Annotated in this window: 17 protein-coding genes; 7 read left to right on the top strand and 10 right to left on the bottom strand. The window is 65.8% G+C overall.

Annotation, left to right across the window (positions count from 1 at the left end):
- Nucleotides 1-35: 35 nt before the first annotated feature.
- Entirely contained in the window at nt 36-998 is a 963-nt protein-coding gene (locus tag ACO07K_RS18300) for an ABC transporter ATP-binding protein (protein WP_422030302.1), read from the bottom strand.
- Nucleotides 995-1,969, bottom strand: a complete 975-nt coding sequence (locus ACO07K_RS18295; RefSeq protein WP_422030300.1) for an ABC transporter ATP-binding protein — start codon at nt 1,967-1,969, stop codon at nt 995-997. The genes ACO07K_RS18300 and ACO07K_RS18295 overlap by 4 nt, the downstream gene beginning before the upstream one ends.
- A 121-nt stretch (nt 1,970-2,090) precedes the next feature.
- On the opposite strand from ACO07K_RS18295, the gene ACO07K_RS18290 reads away from it, so the two are divergent.
- From ACO07K_RS18290 to ACO07K_RS18260, 7 genes are read left to right on the top strand one after another with little or no spacing between them, the layout of a single operon-like run.
- Nucleotides 2,091-2,825 carry a DUF1028 domain-containing protein gene (locus ACO07K_RS18290; protein WP_422030298.1) on the top strand — a complete coding sequence of 245 codons (735 nt, stop codon included), beginning with the start codon at nt 2,091-2,093 and terminating at the stop codon, nt 2,823-2,825.
- On the top strand, nt 2,822-3,502 hold the full coding sequence (locus tag ACO07K_RS18285) for a DUF1028 domain-containing protein (RefSeq protein WP_422030296.1): 681 nt from the start codon (nt 2,822-2,824) through the stop codon (nt 3,500-3,502). Before ACO07K_RS18290 ends, ACO07K_RS18285 begins: the two co-directional genes overlap by 4 nt.
- Nucleotides 3,503-3,545: 43 nt before the next feature.
- Complete coding sequence (locus ACO07K_RS18280) at nt 3,546-5,051, top strand: ABC transporter substrate-binding protein (protein WP_422030294.1); 1,506 nt, start codon at nt 3,546-3,548, stop codon at nt 5,049-5,051.
- 18 nt (nt 5,052-5,069) lie between these two features.
- On the top strand, nt 5,070-5,984 hold the full coding sequence (locus tag ACO07K_RS18275; RefSeq protein WP_422030292.1) for an ABC transporter permease: 915 nt from the start codon (nt 5,070-5,072) through the stop codon (nt 5,982-5,984).
- Nucleotides 5,985-5,988: 4 nt separating this feature from the next.
- Complete coding sequence (locus ACO07K_RS18270) at nt 5,989-6,831, top strand: ABC transporter permease (RefSeq protein ID WP_422030290.1); 843 nt, start codon at nt 5,989-5,991, stop codon at nt 6,829-6,831.
- Nucleotides 6,832-6,853: 22 nt separating this feature from the next.
- Nucleotides 6,854-7,672 (top strand): GntR family transcriptional regulator, encoded by an 819-nt coding sequence (locus ACO07K_RS18265; RefSeq protein WP_422030288.1) that lies wholly within the window; start codon nt 6,854-6,856, stop codon nt 7,670-7,672.
- The gene (locus ACO07K_RS18260) at nt 7,669-8,973 is read left to right on the top strand and encodes an NtaA/DmoA family FMN-dependent monooxygenase (RefSeq protein WP_422030286.1); all 1,305 of its coding nucleotides are present in this window, start codon (nt 7,669-7,671) and stop codon (nt 8,971-8,973) included. Before ACO07K_RS18265 ends, ACO07K_RS18260 begins: the two co-directional genes overlap by 4 nt.
- Nucleotides 8,974-9,074: 101 nt before the next feature.
- On the opposite strand, the gene ACO07K_RS18255 is transcribed toward ACO07K_RS18260, so the two are convergent.
- Genes ACO07K_RS18255 through ACO07K_RS18220 form a run of 8 tightly spaced genes read right to left on the bottom strand, consistent with a single transcriptional unit; the run spans nt 9,075 to nt 17,906 of the window.
- Entirely contained in the window at nt 9,075-10,382 is a 1,308-nt protein-coding gene (locus ACO07K_RS18255; protein ID WP_422030284.1) for an NtaA/DmoA family FMN-dependent monooxygenase, read from the bottom strand.
- A complete protein-coding gene (locus ACO07K_RS18250; RefSeq protein ID WP_422030282.1) occupies nt 10,375-11,349 on the bottom strand; it encodes an ABC transporter ATP-binding protein in 975 nt (324 codons plus the stop codon). The genes ACO07K_RS18255 and ACO07K_RS18250 overlap by 8 nt, the downstream gene beginning before the upstream one ends.
- Nucleotides 11,346-12,332 (bottom strand): ABC transporter ATP-binding protein, encoded by a 987-nt coding sequence (locus ACO07K_RS18245; RefSeq protein ID WP_422030280.1) that lies wholly within the window; start codon nt 12,330-12,332, stop codon nt 11,346-11,348. Before ACO07K_RS18245 ends, ACO07K_RS18250 begins: the two co-directional genes overlap by 4 nt.
- Nucleotides 12,329-13,228 carry an ABC transporter permease gene (locus ACO07K_RS18240; RefSeq protein ID WP_422030278.1) on the bottom strand — a complete coding sequence of 300 codons (900 nt, stop codon included), beginning with the start codon at nt 13,226-13,228 and terminating at the stop codon, nt 12,329-12,331. The genes ACO07K_RS18245 and ACO07K_RS18240 overlap by 4 nt, the downstream gene beginning before the upstream one ends.
- A gap of 1 nt (nt 13,229) precedes the next feature.
- Nucleotides 13,230-14,180 (bottom strand): ABC transporter permease, encoded by a 951-nt coding sequence (locus ACO07K_RS18235; protein WP_422030276.1) that lies wholly within the window; start codon nt 14,178-14,180, stop codon nt 13,230-13,232.
- A 42-nt stretch (nt 14,181-14,222) separates the two neighbouring features.
- Entirely contained in the window at nt 14,223-15,800 is a 1,578-nt protein-coding gene (locus ACO07K_RS18230; protein ID WP_422030274.1) for an ABC transporter substrate-binding protein, read from the bottom strand.
- 22 nt (nt 15,801-15,822) lie between these two features.
- Entirely contained in the window at nt 15,823-16,851 is a 1,029-nt protein-coding gene (locus tag ACO07K_RS18225; RefSeq protein ID WP_422030272.1) for a glutamate cyclase domain-containing protein, read from the bottom strand.
- 35 nt (nt 16,852-16,886) lie between these two features.
- On the bottom strand, nt 16,887-17,906 hold the full coding sequence (locus ACO07K_RS18220) for a glutamate cyclase domain-containing protein (protein WP_422030270.1): 1,020 nt from the start codon (nt 17,904-17,906) through the stop codon (nt 16,887-16,889).
- Nucleotides 17,907-17,973 lie beyond the last annotated feature (67 nt).

Raw genomic sequence — 17,973 nt, 5'->3', positions numbered from 1 at the left:
GGCGACGGTGAAGCGTCGCCAGCCTGGTTCCCAAGCTAGGCAGCCAGGTGACAGGCCACCTCGCGACCGGCAACTGGACGCAGGACGGGCATGTCCGTCCGACACCGATCCGTCGCCAGCGGGCAGCGCGGATGGAAGGTGCAACCCGTGGGCGGGTTCATCGGGCTCGGGATCTCGCCTTGCACCGCGGCGCGACGGCGGGGACGGCCGGGGCGAGGAACCGGCACGGCGGCGAGAAGGGCCTCGGTATAGGGATGCAGCGGACGACGGTAGATCGTTTCCTTGCCGCCGATTTCCACGATGCGGCCGAGATACATGACGGCGACGCGATCGGCGATGTGCCGCACGATACGGAGGTCGTGGGAGACGAAGACGTAGCTCAGGCCGCGCTCGGCTTGCAGGTCGCGCAACAGGTTGACGACCTGGCCCTGTACGGAGACGTCGAGCGCCGAGACGGGCTCGTCGCAGACGATCAGCGCCGGATCGAGGGCGAGAGCGCGGGCGATGCCGATGCGTTGGCGCTGCCCGCCGGAGAACTGGTGCGCGTAGCGCGCGCCATGCTCGGGGGCGAGCCCGACCAGGGAGAGGAGCGCCGGTGCACGCTCGCGGCAGTCCTTGCGCGACATGCCGGCCAGGCGCAGCGGTTCGCTGACGATCTCGTGGACCTGCATGCGCGGGTTGAGCGATCCGTAGGGATCCTGGAAGATCATCTGGAAGCGGCGGCGCAGCGCCTGCAGCGCGGCACCCTCCGCCGCAGCGATGTCGTGGCCGTCGAAGGTCACGGATCCGGCCGTCGGGTCGAGCAGGCGGATCAGGAGGCGGCCCAAGGTCGACTTGCCGCAGCCGCTTTCACCCACCAGACCCAGCACCTCGCCGCGCGCAATCGAGAGGTCGACGTTCTCGACCGCGCGCACCGTGCCGACCCGGGCGATGCCCAGCGGTCCGCCCAGAACGGGAAAATGCTTGGTGAGGCCACGCGCGGCCAGAAGTTCGGTCATCGTGCGGTCACCAGCGGCTTGAGGCAGGCGGCGGCATGGTCGGCGGCCAGCGCGAGCAGCGGGGGCTCCTCGGTGCGGCAGGCGGCAATGGCCTGAGGACAGCGCGGCTCGAAGCGGCATCCGGCGGGCAGAGCCGCCGGCATGGGCACGGTGCCCTCGATGACGGCCAGCCGCTCGTCCGCGCTCTCGTCGTCGCCCGGCATGCAGCGCAGCAGGGCGGCGGAGTAGGGGTGCGCCGCCGAATCGAACAGCGTGGCGGTTGCAGCGCGCTCAACCACTTTGCCTGCATACATGACGACGACCCGATGGGCCTGCTCGGCGACGACGCCGAGATCGTGGGTGATGAACAGCACGCCCATGCCGAACTCGGCCTGCAGATCCGCCAGGAGGTCCGTGATCTGGGCCTGGATGGTGACGTCGAGCGCGGTCGTCGGTTCGTCGGCGATCAGCAGTGCGGGATCGCAGGCGAGGGCCGCCGCGATCATCACACGTTGGCGCATGCCGCCAGACATGCGGTGCGGGTAGTCGTCGTATCGCTGCGCCGCCGAGGGGATGCCGACGCGGTCGAGCAGGGCGATTGCGCGCGCCCGCGCGTCGCGCTTCGAGAGTCCACGGTGGAGGCGTAGCGGTTCGGCGACATGTGCGCCGATCGACAGCAGCGGATTGAGCGAGGACATCGGCTCCTGGAAGATCATGGCGATGCGATCGCCGCGGATTGCCGCCATTTCGCGCTCGCCGAGACGCGCAAGGTCGCGGCCCTCGAAGCGGATGGCGCCGCGTGTCATCCGGCCCGGATCCTGCAGGAGGCGCATGATCGTCAATGCAGTGACGCTCTTGCCGCTGCCGCTCTCCCCTACCAAGGCGACGGTCTCATGCCTGTCGACGGTGAAGTCCACGCCGTCGACGACGGTGGTCGCGTTCTCCGCAGGCCCGAACGCGACGGACAGATCTTCGATTTCCAGCAGCGCCATGAGGGAGAAGGCTCCTTGCGCGGTTCTACAACTCAGAATGCTATAATGACCGGACAATTATACATTGAAGCGTACAATAGGGACCTTTATGGTTCGCGCAAGACACGAGCAGGAGAAAGCAATGTTGGGACCATTGGGTGAGGAGTTCTCGACCTTCGCGATTTCGGCTCGTTGCGCGGAGACCGGCAAGTTCGGCGTGGCGATCTCGACGCGACCCATGGCTGTCGGCACGCGCTGTCCCTTCGTGAAGCCGGGCCTCGGCGTCGTGGTGACCATGGCTGTTACCGATCCGCGCCTGGGTCCGCTCGGCCTGCGCCTGCTCGGCCTTGGTTACTCGGCTGCGAAGACCCTCGAGGAGATCGCGGTCAGCGATCCCCATATCGAGCATCGCCAGATCTCCGTGATCGATCGCGACGGCAATGCCGTGGCGCGGACCGGCGTGAGCAATCACGATTGGTCCGGCCATTTCTGCGAGCCTGGCATGGTGGCCATGGGGAATGGCCTGATTTCCGAGCGCACGGCATCGGCGATGGCCGGAACCTTCAAGGCGATGAAGGGCGATGATCTCGAAGCGCGGCTGATGGCGGCACTGGAGGCCGGTCGCGATGCCGGCGGCCAGCATGGCGGCCAGCATTCGGCGGCCCTGATCGTCTATCGCGCCCAGGAATATCCGCTGGTCGACCTGCGGGTCGACGAGCATGTCGAGCCGATCGGAGAGCTGCGCCGCCTCTTCGACCTGTATCGCCCGCAGATCGAGTACTACGAGACGCGGCCCTGGCAGCCGACGGCGTTGGGTGTCGTGGAAGACTGGGTCGAGGCGCGCGCGAAGGCCATGGCGGCAGGCGCGAAGCCATGACCTTCACCGTCGTAGGCCGTTGTCCGCGGACGAAGATGCTGGGTGTTGCCATGGCGACGCATGCGCCGGCCGTGGGCAATCGTTGCCCGGTCGTGATCCCGCGCATGGCGGCCGCCTCGGTACAGGCGATCGCCGATCCCCGGCTCACGCTGCTCTGCACCAAGCTGATGGCGCTCGGATATCACGCCGGCAAGATCATCCACGAGCTCGAAAGCAGCGATCCCAACGCGCCGCTGCGCCAGATCGGTGTCGTCGATGCCTGGGGCAATGCCGCCGCCATGACCGGCACCGGGAACGGCGCCTACGCCGGCCACGTCATCGGCAAGGGTTGGCTGGTGATGGGCAACGGCATCGTCGGCCCGCAGGTCACCGAGGCGATGGGCCGGTCGATGGAAACCACGGGCGAGGAGCTGCTGGAAGAACGGCTGGTGCGGGCGGTGGAAGCCGGCGGGCGCGCGGGTGGCCAGGCCGACGGGCACTTCTCGTCGTCGCTCCTGGTCTTCGGCGACGAGCCCTTCGCCTACATCGACCTGCGCGTCGACGTGCATGAGGAGCCGATCGGCGAGCTGCGCCGCATCTTCGAATGGTTCCGTCCCTTGCTGCCCTATTACAGCGAGCGACCCTATAACCCGCGCCTGCCGCGGGACGATCGCTGGCGCGATCAGCAGAAGAAATAACCGGGGGAAATCAAACAGGAGTGTCATCGGCGAGGGGGTGTCTATGCGTGCGATCCTGAGAACGACTCTGGCGGCGGCATTGGCCGTCGTGGTCGGCGCGTCGTCCGCGCAGGCACAGAAGGACAGGGATATGCTGGTGGTGGGCGCCTCGCTCTTCACCGATTCCATTGCCCCCACGGGCGGCGCCTACATCACGTTGAGTCTCTGCTACCAGACCTGGGAGCCGCTGGTCGCCCGCGACAGCAACGACAAGCTGGTGTCGGCGCTGGCCGAAAAGTGGGAGGCGATCAGCCCTACGCACTGGCGCTTCTACCTGCGCAAGGGCGTGAAGTGGCACGACGGCACGTCGTTCACAGCAGCCGACGTCAAGTTCACGATCGACTACGTCATCGATCCCAAGCAGGTCTATGCGCGAAAGACGCGCATCGCCGGCGTCATCGGGACCGAAGTCGTGGACGACTACACCGTCGACATCAAGACCGCTTCGCCGGCGCCGCTGCTGCTGCGTGGCCTGGCAGACATTCCGATCGAGTCCAAGGCACACACCGAAAAGGTCGGACAGGCCGAAGCGCACAAGAAACCCATGGGCACCGGTCCCTGGAAATACGTCAGCTGGGTGGCGGGCGACCGCTACGATCTGGCCGCCAACCCGGACTACTGGGGCGGTGCGCCGGCGATGAAGAAGTTGCGCATCCGCGCCATTCCCGAGGGGGCGACGCGTGTGGCCTCGCTGGTGGCGGGCGAGACCGACATCATCGAGGAGATTCCCGTCGACCTGCTGCCTTCGGTCGAGAAGCGCAAGAATCTGAAGATCGACGCCGTCGAATCCTCGGTGAGCCTCGTGCACACGTTCGACACGCGCAAGCCGCCGTTCAACGACGTGCGCGTGCGGCTGGCGCTCGACTATGCCATCGACAAGGAAATGCTGCTGAAGCAGATGTTGGGCGGCTATGGCTCGGTGCTGGACGGCCAGCTCGTGACCAAGGCCACCTTCGGCTACAATCCCAACCTCAAGTCGCGGCCCTACGATCCTGTCAAGGCCAAGGCGCTGCTGGCGGAGGCCGGCTTTCCCAAGGGCTTCGAGAACAAGATCAACACGCTGTCGGGACGCTATCTTTCCGACGTCGATATCGCCAACGCCGTTGCCGGCATGATGTCGGCGGTCGGCGTGAAGACCAGCGTCAACGTCGTCGAGGGCGGCGTGTGGTCCCAGCTCGACCGCTCGCGCGAGCAGGGACCGATGTACCAGGTCGGCTGGTTCAGCGTCGGCGACGCCGATTTCAATACCGTCTGGTACACCGAGGCCAGCAAGCGGAACTACTGGACGAACACGGAGTTCGACAGGCTTTGGCTGGAGGCGCGCTCGACCATGGACGAGGCCGCCCGGCTGAAAGCCTACAACCGCATGATGGAAATCATGCACGAGGAGGTGCCGTCGATCTTCCTCCTCGGCCTGCCGCGCATTTCCGGCCGCAACGAGAAGGTCTCCGGTTGGCAGCCTTCCCGCGATTCGCTGCTGCGTCTTCACAAGGTCAGCGTGAAGCCGTGACGTCGGCAGGAAACTGACATGCGCTACCTCCTGCGACGCCTCCTGCTGGTGCCGGTCCCGCTGGTTTTCGTCATCGCCTTCGTGTTCGTCGTCCTGAGACTGACCGGCGATCCGGTGGCGATCTATCTGGGCCTCGATGCGACGCCCGAGCAGGAGGCGGTGCTGCGGGCCGAGCTGCATCTCGACAAGTCCTTGCCGGTGCAGTTCGGTTACTTCCTGGTCGATCTGCTGCAGGGAGACTTCGGCACGTCGATCCAGTTCAAGCGGCCGGCCATGGAGATCGTGCTCGAGCGGCTGGGCTCGACGCTGCAGCTGCTTTCCCTCAGTCTGTTGTTGGCCATCGGGCTGGGCGTGCTGGGTGGTGTTGCCTGCGCGGTGTGGAAGGACAAGGTTCCCGACTTCGTCATCTCGGTGCTGGCGGTCGTGGGACAGTCGATGCCGAGTTTCTGGCTGGGCATTCTGCTGATCCAGCTGTTCGCGCTCGACCTGCAGTGGCTGCCGACTTCAGGGCAGGGCGGTTGGGAGCACATGGTGCTGCCGGTGGTGACGCTGGCCACTTTCCTGGTGCCGAACTTCATCCTGGTGACGCGGGTGAGCGTGCTCGAAACGGCGCGCGAACAGTTCGTCGTCACCGCGCGCGCCCGTGGCGCACGTCCCGCTCGGGTGCTCTGGCTGCACGTGCTGCCCAATGCCCTGAACCCGGTGGTGAGCCTGGTTGGACTGCAGCTCGGCCGCCTGATGGGCGGCGCCGTGGTGACCGAATCGATCTTCGCCTGGCCGGGCGTCGGCCGGCTGATGGTGAGCGCGATCTTCCAGCGCGACGTGCCGATCGTGATTGCCGCCGTGTTCATCGTCGCCGTCACCATCGTGACCGCCAACCTGCTGGTCGATCTGGTGCAGGCCGCCATCGATCCGCGCATCCGGCTGCGGTGATGAAATGAAATGGTTCGGCCCGCGACTGAAGATCCAGATCGGCATCGTGCTCGTGCTGGGCATGTGCGTGCTGGCGCTCTTCGCGCCCTTGCTCGCGCCGCACGATCCCTATGCGCAGAACCTGATGCTGCGGCTGCGCCCGCCGGTCTGGGAAGCAAAGGGAAGCTGGACCTACCCACTGGGCACCGACAATTTCGGCCGCGATCTGCTGTCGCGCCTGATCTACGGCTCGCGGCTCTCCATCGCCGTTGGCCTGATGGCGATGCTGGTGGCACTCACCTTCGGCACGACGCTGGGACTGGTCGCGGGCTATGTCGGTGGGCGCACCGAGCAGGTCATCATGCGCTTTGCCGATGGTTACCAGGCGATCCCGGAGATCCTGCTGGCCATCGTCGTGGTCGCGGTGTTCGGCGGCGGTGTGGTCGTGCTGGTCCTGGTGCTGGGGTTCGCCGGCTGGGAGAGCTACACGCGCGTCGCCTTCAACCTGACGCGCTCGCTGCGCGAACGGCCGTTCGTCGAGGCGGCGGTCGCGTCGGGAGCGGGGAGCCGCTACGTCATGTGGCGCCACATCCTGCCGCAGATGTCGCCGGTGCTGACGGTGATCGCCACCCTGCAGGTGGGCCAGCTCATCCTGCAGGAGACGGCGCTGAGCTTCCTTGGTCTCGGCGTGCCCCCACCGACGGCGACCTGGGGCAATATCCTGGCCGAGGGTCGCGACCGGCTGCTGGTCGCGCCCTGGATCGCCAACCTCGCCGGCATTGCCATCGTGCTGCTGGTGCTGGGAGTGAACCTGCTGGGCAACGGGCTGCGCGAGACGCTGGATCCGCGGCGCGCGGACCGGCGATAAAAAAAGAAAAGAAGGAGAGGAAATGCGTCGAGATCCGGTTCCGGCCTACTACAGGATCTATCAGGTACTGAGCGAGAGAATCGCCACGCGCGTCTACCGGCTGGGCTCCCAGCTCCCGACCGACGCCGAGCTGATGGCCGAGTTCGGCGTCAGCCGTCACACCGCCCGCTCGGCGGTGGAGGAGCTGGTGTCGCGCAAGCTGGCGCGGCGCTTCCCGGGTCGGGGCACCTTCGTGTTGGAAAGCGATCCCGAGAGCCGCGACTGGAGCGCGCGTGCCTTGGAGGATCTCAGGATCCACGATCCCGACGCGCGCTTCGACCTGCACGGCATCGACCGCCTGCCCGAGCATGGCGACGACCGGGTCGCGGCGCTTCTGGAGGCGCCGTCGAGCCAGGGCATCCTGCGCATCTCGTGGAGCCGCGTGCGGCCGACCGGCCCGATCGCGTTCTGCCGGGCGTACCTGCCGCAAGGGCTGGCGGAGCGGCTGCCGGCCGACATTGCCGAGCAGATGCGGTCGGCGCAGGTCATCCCGCTGATCGAGAAATACTGTGGGGTTCAGGCCTTTCGCGTGCAGCAGGCCTCCTCGGCGATCTCGGCCGACGCCGAGCTCGCCAAGCGCCTCGATGTGGAGCCGGGTGCCGCCCTCCTGCTGCTCCAGCGCACCTACTTCGATATCGAGGGCGTGGCGATCTACTACTCGGACCTCTACGTCCGCTCCGATCGCTTCGTGCCAAAGATCGAGCTCTTTCGCCATCGCCAGCAGGCCGATCTGGCGCGCCCGATGCCGGCCGGTCCGGAGGCGGCGAACCCCAATCATCGTAGCGTGAGGTCTCAGTCATGAAGAAGCCGTTCCACCTGGCGTGGTTCCTGTCGCAGGGCTATGGCCCGAAGAGTTGGCGTAGCGACTTTCCCGGCAGCGACATCAATCGCTGGATGATGCCGGATATCTTCGTCGATCTGGCGAAGGGCATGGACCGGGCCTGCTTCGACTACATGATCATCGAGGACAGCTCGAACGTTCCCTACACCTATCAGGGCTCGCACAATTCGTACCTGCAGTACGCGGCGAGCGCGCCCAAGCTCGATCCGGCGGTGCTGGTGCCCTATCTCGCCATGGCGACCAAGACGGTCGGCATCGTGCCGACGCTGTCGGTGTCGGAGTATCCGCCCTACCTGCTGGCGCGACTGGTCAACTCGCTCGACCATACGACCGAGGGCCGCATCGGCTGGAACTGCGTGACCGGCAGCAACGACGGCGCGGCGCAGAACTATGGCCACGAGAAGCACCGGCCGCATGACGAGCGCTACGACGTGGCCGACGAGTTCGCCGACGTCGTGACGAAGCTGTGGGAGGCGTGGGAGCCCGACGCGGTCGTGCTGGATCGCGAGAAGCCGATGTTCGCCGACGGCTCGAAGGTCCATGCCATCAATCACGAGGGTAAGTATTTCAAGGTGCGCGGGCCGATCAACGCGCCGCGCTCGCCTCAGGGACGCGTCCCGATCTGCCAGGCCGGCGGTTCGCCGCGGGGCCAGCAGTTCGCGTCGCGCTGGGCCGACACCATCATCACCGAGGGCGGCGGCAGCATCGAAAGCATGAAGGCCTATCGCGACAAGGTCCGAAAGCAGGCGGTCGAACACGGTCGCAATCCCGATGACATCAAGGTGCTGTTCCTGGCCCATCCGATCATCGACGTCAGCATGGAGGCGGCACGGGACCGCGCACGAATGGAAGCCGCCGAGGCCGAGAAGCATCTCGACCTGCATCTGTCGGGCATGTCGCGTCTGACCGGCATCGATTTCTCGAAGTTCGACCTCGATGAGCCGCTGCCGCCGCATCTCACGACCAACGGCCATCAGTCGTCGCTCGCCAAATGGATCGGCAAGACGCCGCGCTCGATCCTGCAGAGCTACTCGCGCAAGGGCGGCATCGACTTCACCGGCACGCCCGACTATGTCGCCGGCCTGATGGCGGAGATCATGCAGGAGGTGGGCGGCGACGGATTCCTGATCTTCAACAGCTATTTCGATCGCCGCTACATCATGGAAGTCTGCGACGGCCTGGTGCCGGAACTGCAGCGCCGCGGCGTGACGCGCAAGCAGTACGCCCACAAGCACCTGCGGGATAATCTGCTCGAATTCTGACGACCTTCTGGGATCGAAGTCGCCGGTCATCGCGACATCGTCCTTGAGGCAGGAGGGGATCCCTCCTGCCGCTTCGTTTTAGATGGCAGGAAGCGCGAGAGCTAGAATTCCAGCAGGTTGTCGCGCAGGTGCTTGTGGGCATAGGCCTTGCGGGTCAGGCCCTGGCGCTGCAGCTCCGGCACCAGCCCGTCGCAGACCTCCATCACGCCGCGTCGGTCGATGGGCGTATCGGAGATCAGGAAGCCGTCGCCGCCCACTTCCTCCATGACCTCGCGCATCACGCCCGCCACATGCTCGGGCGTGCCGGTGTAATCGAGGCTGCCCTTGGCGGCGTAACCGCGCACGATCTCGCGCAGGGGCTTGCCGAGCCAGCGGGCCAGCGACGACTGGTGGCCGTTGGTCTTCAGGTCCATCGGCAGGTTCTCGTCGAGATCGAACTTGGAGAAGTCGATGCCGGTCAGCCGAGACATGCCAGCAAGCTGCATGTCGACATATTTCAGTGAGTCTTCCTGCTGAAGCCGGCGCCGCTCGCGCGCCGCTTCCATCGTCGTGTCGACGATCGGCGAGCACAGGAACAGGAGCTTGATGTCGTCGGGATTGCGCCCAATGGCAGCGGCGTTGGCGCGCACTTCCTCTCGATAGGCCTTCATCTTCTGGATGTTGGCGCCTTCGGTGATGATGGTGTCGGCCCATTTCGAGGCGAACTTCTTGCCCGCCGCCGAGCCGCCGGCCTGCACGATCGGCACGCGCCCCTGGGGTGAGCGTGGCGCGTTGATCGGCCCGCGCACCTTGAAATACTTGCCCTCATGGTGGATCGGGCGGACCTTCTTGCCGTCGGCGAACATCGGCGTCTCGCGATCGAGCACGACCGCGTCCTCGTCCCACGCTTCCCACAGTTTGGTGACGACATCGGCGAATTCGTCGGCCACTTCGTAGCGCTCGTCATGCGGCCGGTGCTTTTCGTGGCCGTAATTCTGGGCGGTGCCGTCGTTGCTGCCCGTCACGCAGTTCCAGCCGATGCGGCCCTCGGTGACATGGTCGAGCGAATTGATGAGACGCGCCGCCAGATAGGGCGGGTATTCCGAGATCGAGAGCGTCGGCACGATGCCGAGATGCGTGGTGGCCTGCGCCAGGTACGGTACCAGGACCGGCGGGTCGAGCTTGGGAGACCCTTGGGCGTACTGCAGGTAGGTATCGTGGTTGCCCTTGTAGGTATAGGGCACGTTCGAGGAGTCCTCGATGATCATGTAGTCGAAGCAAGCGCGCTCCATCCCCTTGGCCAGGTCGATGAAGAGGTCGGGCATCATCCATCGCTGGACGTCGGAGGCACTGCCGGCCCACATCGAGCGCCAGTTCTTGGACGCGAAGCTCTGGCCCAGGAACCAGGCGAGATGAAACGGCTTAGGCATGCGGGTTTACTCCATTGAGACGGATGCATTTGGCCCAGTGACCGTCGCCCAGCGGATACTGCGGCGGGTCTACGGCGGCACATTCTTCGATGGCGATCGGGCAGCGCGTGCGGAAGCGGCAACCTGACGGCGGGTTGGCCGGATTGGGCAGGTCGCCCTTCAGGATGATGCGCTGGCGCTGCGTTTCGATGTCGGGATCGGGCACCGGCACCGCCGACATCAGCGACTTGGTGTAGGGATGGGCGGGCGCGGTGTAGATCTGTTCCTTGCCCGCCATCTCCACGATCTTGCCCAGATACATCACGGCCACCTGGTCGCTGATGTGCCGGACGACGCTGAGATCGTGACTGATGAAGATGTAGGTCAGGCCCAGGCGCTCCTGCAGGTCCTGCAGCAGGTTCACGATCTGCGCCTGGATCGACACGTCGAGCGCCGACACCGGCTCGTCGCAGATGATCAGGTCCGGCTCGACGGCGAGCGCACGGCAGATCGCGACGCGCTGCGCCTGTCCGCCGCTCAGCTCGTGCGGGTAGCGTTCGAAAAGCGAGCCCGAGAGGCCCACCATGTCGAGCAGTTCGCGAATGCGGCGGGCGCGCGCGGCACCGCGGGACAGGCCGTGGATGTCGAGCGCCTCGCCCACGAGATCGCCGATCGGCATGCGTGGGTTGAGCGAGGCGTGCGCGTCCTGGAAGATGATCTGGAGCTTGCGCCGCATCCGGCGCAGGTCGCGCCTGCCGAGCTGGCGAAGATCCGTGCCGTCGAACATCACCCGGCCCGAAGTCGCGCGCACGAGCTGCAGAATCGCATAGCCGGTCGTCGACTTGCCGCAGCCCGACTCGCCCACGAGGCCCAGGGTTCGGCCTTTCTCGACTTTGAAGGAGACACCGTCGACGGCCTTCACCGTGCCCGGCGCGTCGGGCCGGCCGAAATGGACATCGAGGTCCTCGACTTCGAGCAGCGTACTCATGGCGCCCGATCTCCCGGTTTCAGATCCGCGAGGCAGCGGGCCCAGTGATCACTGCCGAAATCGCGGCGCTCCGGCGGCACCGTCTGGCAGGCTGGAACGGAGACCCGGCAGCGCGGCAGGAACGGACAGAGCGGGATCGGTTCGATCAGGCTGGGCGGCATGCCTTCGATGGGGGTCAGGCGGCGCACGCCCGTGCCGTCGACCCGCGGCGTCGAGCCCATCAGGCCCAGCGTGTAGCCGTGGCTGGGGCGGTGGAACAGCTCGCGGATCGGGCCGGACTCGACCACGTTGCCCGCGTACATGACGTTGACCTTGTCGCAGAGGCCGGCGACGACCCCGAGATCGTGGCTGATCCAGATCACCGACGTGCCGCGCTCGCGCGTGAGACGCTTCACCAGCTCGACGATCTGCGCCTGTATGGTGACGTCGAGCGCCGTCGTCGCCTCGTCGGCGATGAGCAGGCGCGGATTGCAGGACAGCGCGATGGCGATCATGACGCGCTGGCGCATGCCGCCGGAGAACTGGTGCGGATAGGCGCCGAGGCGCTTTTCCGCCGAGGGAATGCCCACGGTCTCGAGCAGCTCGATCGCGCGGCGTTTCGCGGCCGCACCGTCGAGCTTCTGGTGCCGGCGCAGCACTTCGGTGATCTGCCGGCCGATGGTGAGCACAGGATTGAGCGAGCGCATGGGATCCTGGAAGATCATCGCCATGCTCGAGCCGCGCTCCTCGCGCATCTCGGCCTCGCTGAGAGCCAGCAGCTCGCGCCCGTCGAAAGCCAGGCTGTCGGCGGAGATGCGTCCCGGCGGCTCCGGCACGAGGCGCATGATCGAGAGCGCCGTCACGCTCTTGCCGCTGCCGCTTTCGCCCACCAGCCCGAGAATCTCGCCCTCTTCCAGATCGAACGAGACGCCATTGACCGCGCGCACGTCGCCGCGATCGGTGGCGAAGCGGGTGTGGAGGTTGCGCACGCGCAGCAGGCTCATGCGTTGGCCGCCACGCTGCGGCGCGTGCGCCAGGCACGCGGGTCGAGCGCATCGCGCAGACCGTCGCCCATGAAGTTGATGCTGAGGACGCAGACCGCAATGATCGAGGTCGGCGCCAGAAACATCCAAGGCGCGTCACCCAGGAAGCGGCGGGCCTCGCTCATGTCACGGCCCCAGCTGGGCGCCGGCGGCTGTGTCCCGAAGCCCAGGAAGCTCAGCGATGCCTCGGAGACGACGGCGGCCGCGAAGACGACGGTGAGCTGGACGACGATCGGCGACACCATGTTGCGCAACAGGTGCGAGAGCACGATGCGGAGCGGACTGGCGCCCAGCGCGCGGGCGGCGGTCACATAGACATCCTCGCGCACGGCGAGGGTGCTGCCGCGGACCATACGTGCCAGGATCGGCGCCTGCACCAGCCCGAGCGCCAGCATCACGTTCTTGATGTCGGGGCCCAGCAGACCGACCAGTGCGACCGCCAGCAGCAGCGGTGGGAAGGTGAGGAAGGCATCGACCAGCCGCATCAGGGCATTGTCGACCTTGCCGCCGAAATAGCCCGACGCGAGGCCGAGCGGCACGCCCAGGACGAAGGCAAAGCCCACGACCAGCAGGCCGACCGAGAGCGAGGTCCGTCCGCCCCAGAGCATGCGCGAGAAGACGTCGCGGCCGAAATGGTCCGTGCCCATCAGATGCTCGAACGATGGCGGCTTCAGCTTCATCGACAGTTTGATCTGGATCGGGTCGTAAGGCGCGACCCAGGGAGCGAAGGCGGCGGCGAAGCAGATCGCGAACAGGATGACCAGCCCGACGGTTGCGGCGCGGTTGCGCGGAAACTGCTGCACGGCCAGCGCCAGGGAGCCGCGGAATTGCAGGGGAAGGGCGCGCGCGTCGGCCATCTCAGTACCGGATGCGCGGATCGAGCAGCGCGTACATCATGTCCGCGAGGATGTTCATCAGCAGGAAGAAGACCGCGATCACCAGCGTGAAGCCCTGGATCACCGGGAAGTCGCGGTTGACGACGGCGTTCAGCACCGCCGAGCCCATGCCGGGCACCGCGAAGATGTACTCGATCGTCACCTGGACGCCAATCATGTAGCCGAACTGGACGGCGGCCATGGTGACGAAGGGGATCATCGCGTTCTTGAGCGCATGAATGATCACGATGGTCGCCGGCAGCAGACCCTTGGCGCGTGCGGTGCGCATGTAGTCCTGCGACAGCACGTCGATCATGCTGGAGCGCAGCAGGCGGGTCAGCATCGCCGTCTGCAGGGCGCCCAGCGCAACGGCGGGAAGGATGAAGGGGCTGTAGCGCTTCCACAAACCGCCTGCCTCGGCCTCGGACGAGCCGATGCCGGTGATCGGCAGCCAGTCGAGCTGGATCGAGAAGACGTAGATCAGGATCAGTGCCAGGCCGAAGTTCGGCACGGCAAAGCCCATTACCGTGTAGCCGGTGCAGAGATAATCGATCCAGCTGTTGCGCCGCAGCGCGGCGATCACACCCAGGGGGATCGAGACCGCGAGCGCAAACAGCATGCCGGCACAGGCCAGCTGCAGGCTGATCGGCAGCCGCTCGGCGATCAGGGTCGTGACGCGATCGTTCAGGCGCATCGACCGGCCGAGATCGCCGGTCGCAACCTTGGCGATCCACAGCCCGTACTGCTCGGGCAGAGAGCGGTCCAGATTGAACTCAGCGCGCATCGCCGTCACCGCCGCGGGCGACGTCTGCATGCCCAGCATGATCGTCGCCGGATCGCCCGGCGTCGCGCGCGTGATGGCGAACGTCATCAGCGACACGACGAGCAGGACCAGCGGCACCTGAATCAGGCGACGGCCGAGATAGGACCACATGGCCAGACTATCCCTTGTGCGGCGTCAGGAGCGTTTGCAGCGTCAGGACCACGAGACCGCGTCGAGTTTCTCGGTGTATTCCTGCGGCGCCGGTTCGAAGCCCACCAGCTTCTTGTTGTAGATCTGGATGTTGTTCGTGTTGCAGTGATAGATGATCGGGCATTCCTCGAGCGTCGTGTCGACGATCTTGTGGTACATGGCCTCGCGCTTGGCCGGGTCGAGTTCGCTGCGCGCGCCGTCCAGCATCGCGTCCATCGACGGCACGCTGTAGCCCGAGGCGTTTCCCTTGCTGTTCAGGAACCACCACGACGTTGCGTCGGGGTCGGGCGCGACCAGGGTGATGTCCTCGAGGTGCTGGTCGAACTTCTTGTTGAGCCACAGGCTGTTGAAGCCGCCCATGTCCATGCTCTTGATCTTGTAGGTGATGCCGATCTGGCTGACCATTGCGGCGACCAGCTCGAGCTCCTTGCGCAGCCAGTCCTTGTCCGATGTGATGACATCGACCTCGTAGCCCTTCACGCCGGCCTGGGCCATCAGTTCCTTGGCCTTCTTGAGGTCGCCGTTCTTCGGGTACTTCAGCATCGACTGCCGATGGCCCATGTAACCGGCGGGGATTTGGTTGTCGGTGGGGATCGCCTCGCCGTAGTAGATCTCGTTCACGATCGCCTCGCGGTCGATCGCATAGGAGATCGCCTGGCGCACCAGCTTGTTCTGGTAGGGGGCGTCCGGCTTGGCCTTGAGGTTGAACTGCTGGTAGTCCCACGACCAGCCCGGCGTCGAATTGATCGTGTACTTCGCGTCCTTGCGCAGGGCCTTCATGTCCTTGGGGTCGGGATGCGTCACGAAGTCGAGTTCACCCTTCTGCAGCGCCTGCAGGCGGGTGGTCGAGTCGGGGATGGCGCGATAGACGACGCGGTCGAGCTTGGGGAAGCCCGGCCGCCAGTAGTCGGGATGCCTGGCCAGCACGATCTCCGTGCCCTTCTTGCTCTCGATCTGGAACGGGCCGTTGCCGACGGGAGTCGCGCTGTAGGCGTCGTTGCCCATCTCCTTGTGCGCCTTCGCCGAGATGATGGTGCCGCCGTAACCCATGGTGACGCCGGGGAAGGCACCGAACGGCTGCTTGGTCTTCATTTCGACCACGTACTTGCCGTCGCTCTTCACCGTGTCGATCGGGAACAGCGCGGTTCCCATCTGGAAGCTCTTCGAGGACATGTGGAACTCGAAGGTATAGACGACGTCCTCGGCCGTGAATTCGCCGAAGCCCTTCTGCCACTTCACGCCTTCGCGGATCTTGATGCGCCAGGTCAGCGGATCGGGGTTGCTCCACTCCAGCGCCATGTTCGGCACGATGGCGCGGTCCTTGTAGTTGATGCTCACCAACCCGTCGAACACGTTGTACATCACCAGGCTGCCCTGGATGTCCGAGCGGATCACCGGGCTGAGATTGCCGAACTCGCCGCCCCAGGTGCCGACGCGCAGGTCGCGCCTGCCTTGGGCGAGGGCGGGTGCGCGGCCCGTGCCCAATATAAGTCCTGTGCCGAGAGCGCCCGCACCAAAGCCGCGCCGCGTAATGCCCCGATTGCTTCCCTGGCCGCTCGTCATCCGCAACTCTTTGGTCATGGCTGCCCCCAAGTATGAGATTTCAGAACCCTCGGTCGTATTCCTTCAGCCCGTTCTCGACGATCTGATGAAGCATCGTGATCAACGCGGCCTGCATCTTGTCCGACGTGCCGTCGACGTAGGGGATGAGGCGGGAATAGGCCCCGTCCATCGCCCCGCCATCGACGCTCGCCTGCACGATCCGGAGTTCCGTCGCTTCGTCGTGCAGGATCTCGCGGTCTCCCAAGTGGCCGGCCAGTGCCGCCGCGATGCCGTAGGCACCCCAGTTCGACACGGCAGCGAAGACCAGCACATCACATTCAGTAACCGTGCCAACGCCGCCGTGGCAGGGACAGCCGCAGTCCTTGCCGAACGGCTGGATCGCCGCCACCGCCTCCTTGATGACGCCGCATCCGATCTCGTTGCCGCCATCGCCGATGCCGATCGTGGGAATGCGGGCCGTCTTGGCCTGGTCCGCGAGATGGTAGGCGCTGGCGATCTTATCCGGCGTGCGGGGCGTGCCCATGATCGAATGGTAGACGCCCTTGATGTTGGGCCCGACCTTCTCGATGAACACCATCGCGGCCGGCTTGTATTTCTTGATCAGTGCGGCCGCGGCCTTCTTTCCGGCAGCATCCCCAAGCGGGAAGTTGATCGCCATGGCGCAGGAGCGGCGCTGCTTGAACAGCGCCTCGTCGTAGACGGCGAGGCCGGCCGCCTCGGTCGACTTGATGACCGCCGGCATGTTGCGCTCTTCGCTGATCAGGATCGGCTTGCCGCCCAGGCCGAACTCGATCGCCCGTGCGATCGCCGCCGCACCCGGCGGGCCGTCGGTCTCGCCGGCAGGCAGGCCGGGCGGCGTTCCCGCGCCGGTGATGACGAACACGTTGTCGCCGGGCTTGATCGAGTCCTTCAGCAGCTTGGCCGCCAGCCAGGCGAGCGGCTTCTTCTGCTTCGTGCGCGCCGCCTCGTAGAGTGGATAGGTGACGCCGCGCGGCAGTCCCACGCGGAAGCGCATCTCGATGTTGATGGCGCGGTCGATTGAATCGCCGACGATCTCGTCGATAGCCATGATTTGCCTCTACAAAGTCAGTTTGAAGTTTTCGATCAATGCGTGAGGCCCGCGTCGGGCGGCTCGAGATTCTTGCGCACGATGTTGGACAGGAACTGCATGCAGGCCATCGACGTCTCGCCATCGAGGCCGTCGACCAGGAACTCTGTCGTGCAGTACATCGCCTCGAGGCCGCCGGCGTCGAGGCAGGCCTGCACGATGCGCTTTTCCATGTCCGGCGAGTGGATGAGCTGCGGCTTCTTCAAGAGGTAGGCGAGGCACGCCTCGACGCCGTAGCAGCCCCAGTTCGACATCATCGCCGGGATCACGACGTCGGTCTTCACCACGGTGGCGAGCGCCTTGCCCTTGGGCATGGTCTCCACCACCGTGTCGTAGATCGTGCCGAAGCCCAGCTCGTTGCCGTGATCGCCGATGCCGACCGAGAAGATGTTGCGCTTGTTGGCCTCGGTGACGACGCCGCCGATGTCGATGCAGCCCTGGAATCGGGACTCCGGGCCAGTGAGCGGCAAGCCGGTCGCGGTATGGACGTTGCCGTCGGCGCCGGCGCCGAGGCGCTCCGCGGCAACGACAGCCCTGGGCTTATACTTCGCATAGATATCGCCGATCCACGCCTCGATCTTCGACTGGTCTTCCGGTGCGTTTTCGATGGCGGCACCCAGATGACGATCGCGCGCCTGCTCGAAGGGCTTCACCATCAGGCCGGCGGCCTCGCTGGACGCGACGATCGGATCTGCGTGACACGCCTCGTTCACGAAGACCGGGACGGCGCCGAGGCCACGATAGAGAATGCGGGCGAGCGAGGCGGCACCTGGCGGCCCGTCGCTCTCGCCCTTGGGCATGGTGGGCTCGTATCCCGCGCCGGTCATGATGAAGACGACGTCGCCCTTGCCGAGCGCCTGTTGCAGGCCCTTGGCGGCCGCCATCGTGACCGGCTTGTCGCCCACCACCTTGCGCGCCGCGAGGTACATCGGCAGCAGGATGCCGTGCGGCATGCCGTGGTTCTTGGCTTCGATCGTGATCAGCCGGTCGACGGCTTCCCCAACCATATCGAGCATAGCGGTGTCTTCCTCGTTGACGTCGATCAGATGCCAGAGACGAATTGAGGGTGCGGCGGGTGATCGG

This window comes from Reyranella sp., assembly GCF_965228225.1.
In the GTDB taxonomy this organism is placed as follows: domain Bacteria; phylum Pseudomonadota; class Alphaproteobacteria; order Reyranellales; family Reyranellaceae; genus Reyranella.
The sequence above is the reverse complement of the archived record's forward strand: the minus strand, read 5'-3'. Positions and strand labels throughout refer to the sequence as shown.

Excerpts from the sequence above, each read along its gene's own strand:
- ACO07K_RS18300 (WP_422030302.1), bottom strand. The coding sequence starts at position 998 with ATGACCGAACTTCTGGCCGCGCGTGGCCTCACCAAGCATTTTCCCGTT.
- ACO07K_RS18295 (WP_422030300.1), bottom strand. The coding sequence starts at position 1,969 with ATGGCGCTGCTGGAAATCGAAGATCTGTCCGTCGCGTTCGGGCCTGCG.
- ACO07K_RS18290 (WP_422030298.1), top strand. The coding sequence starts at position 2,091 with ATGTTGGGACCATTGGGTGAGGAGTTCTCGACCTTCGCGATTTCGGCT.
- ACO07K_RS18285 (WP_422030296.1), top strand. The coding sequence starts at position 2,822 with ATGACCTTCACCGTCGTAGGCCGTTGTCCGCGGACGAAGATGCTGGGT.
- ACO07K_RS18280 (WP_422030294.1), top strand. The coding sequence starts at position 3,546 with ATGCGTGCGATCCTGAGAACGACTCTGGCGGCGGCATTGGCCGTCGTG.
- ACO07K_RS18275 (WP_422030292.1), top strand. The coding sequence starts at position 5,070 with ATGCGCTACCTCCTGCGACGCCTCCTGCTGGTGCCGGTCCCGCTGGTT.
- ACO07K_RS18270 (WP_422030290.1), top strand. The coding sequence starts at position 5,989 with ATGAAATGGTTCGGCCCGCGACTGAAGATCCAGATCGGCATCGTGCTC.
- ACO07K_RS18265 (WP_422030288.1), top strand. The coding sequence starts at position 6,854 with ATGCGTCGAGATCCGGTTCCGGCCTACTACAGGATCTATCAGGTACTG.
- ACO07K_RS18260 (WP_422030286.1), top strand. The coding sequence starts at position 7,669 with ATGAAGAAGCCGTTCCACCTGGCGTGGTTCCTGTCGCAGGGCTATGGC.
- ACO07K_RS18255 (WP_422030284.1), bottom strand. The coding sequence starts at position 10,382 with ATGCCTAAGCCGTTTCATCTCGCCTGGTTCCTGGGCCAGAGCTTCGCG.
- ACO07K_RS18250 (WP_422030282.1), bottom strand. The coding sequence starts at position 11,349 with ATGAGTACGCTGCTCGAAGTCGAGGACCTCGATGTCCATTTCGGCCGG.
- ACO07K_RS18245 (WP_422030280.1), bottom strand. The coding sequence starts at position 12,332 with ATGAGCCTGCTGCGCGTGCGCAACCTCCACACCCGCTTCGCCACCGAT.
- ACO07K_RS18240 (WP_422030278.1), bottom strand. The coding sequence starts at position 13,228 with ATGGCCGACGCGCGCGCCCTTCCCCTGCAATTCCGCGGCTCCCTGGCG.
- ACO07K_RS18235 (WP_422030276.1), bottom strand. The coding sequence starts at position 14,180 with ATGTGGTCCTATCTCGGCCGTCGCCTGATTCAGGTGCCGCTGGTCCTG.
- ACO07K_RS18230 (WP_422030274.1), bottom strand. The coding sequence starts at position 15,800 with ATGACCAAAGAGTTGCGGATGACGAGCGGCCAGGGAAGCAATCGGGGC.
- ACO07K_RS18225 (WP_422030272.1), bottom strand. The coding sequence starts at position 16,851 with ATGGCTATCGACGAGATCGTCGGCGATTCAATCGACCGCGCCATCAAC.
- ACO07K_RS18220 (WP_422030270.1), bottom strand. The coding sequence starts at position 17,906 with ATGCTCGATATGGTTGGGGAAGCCGTCGACCGGCTGATCACGATCGAA.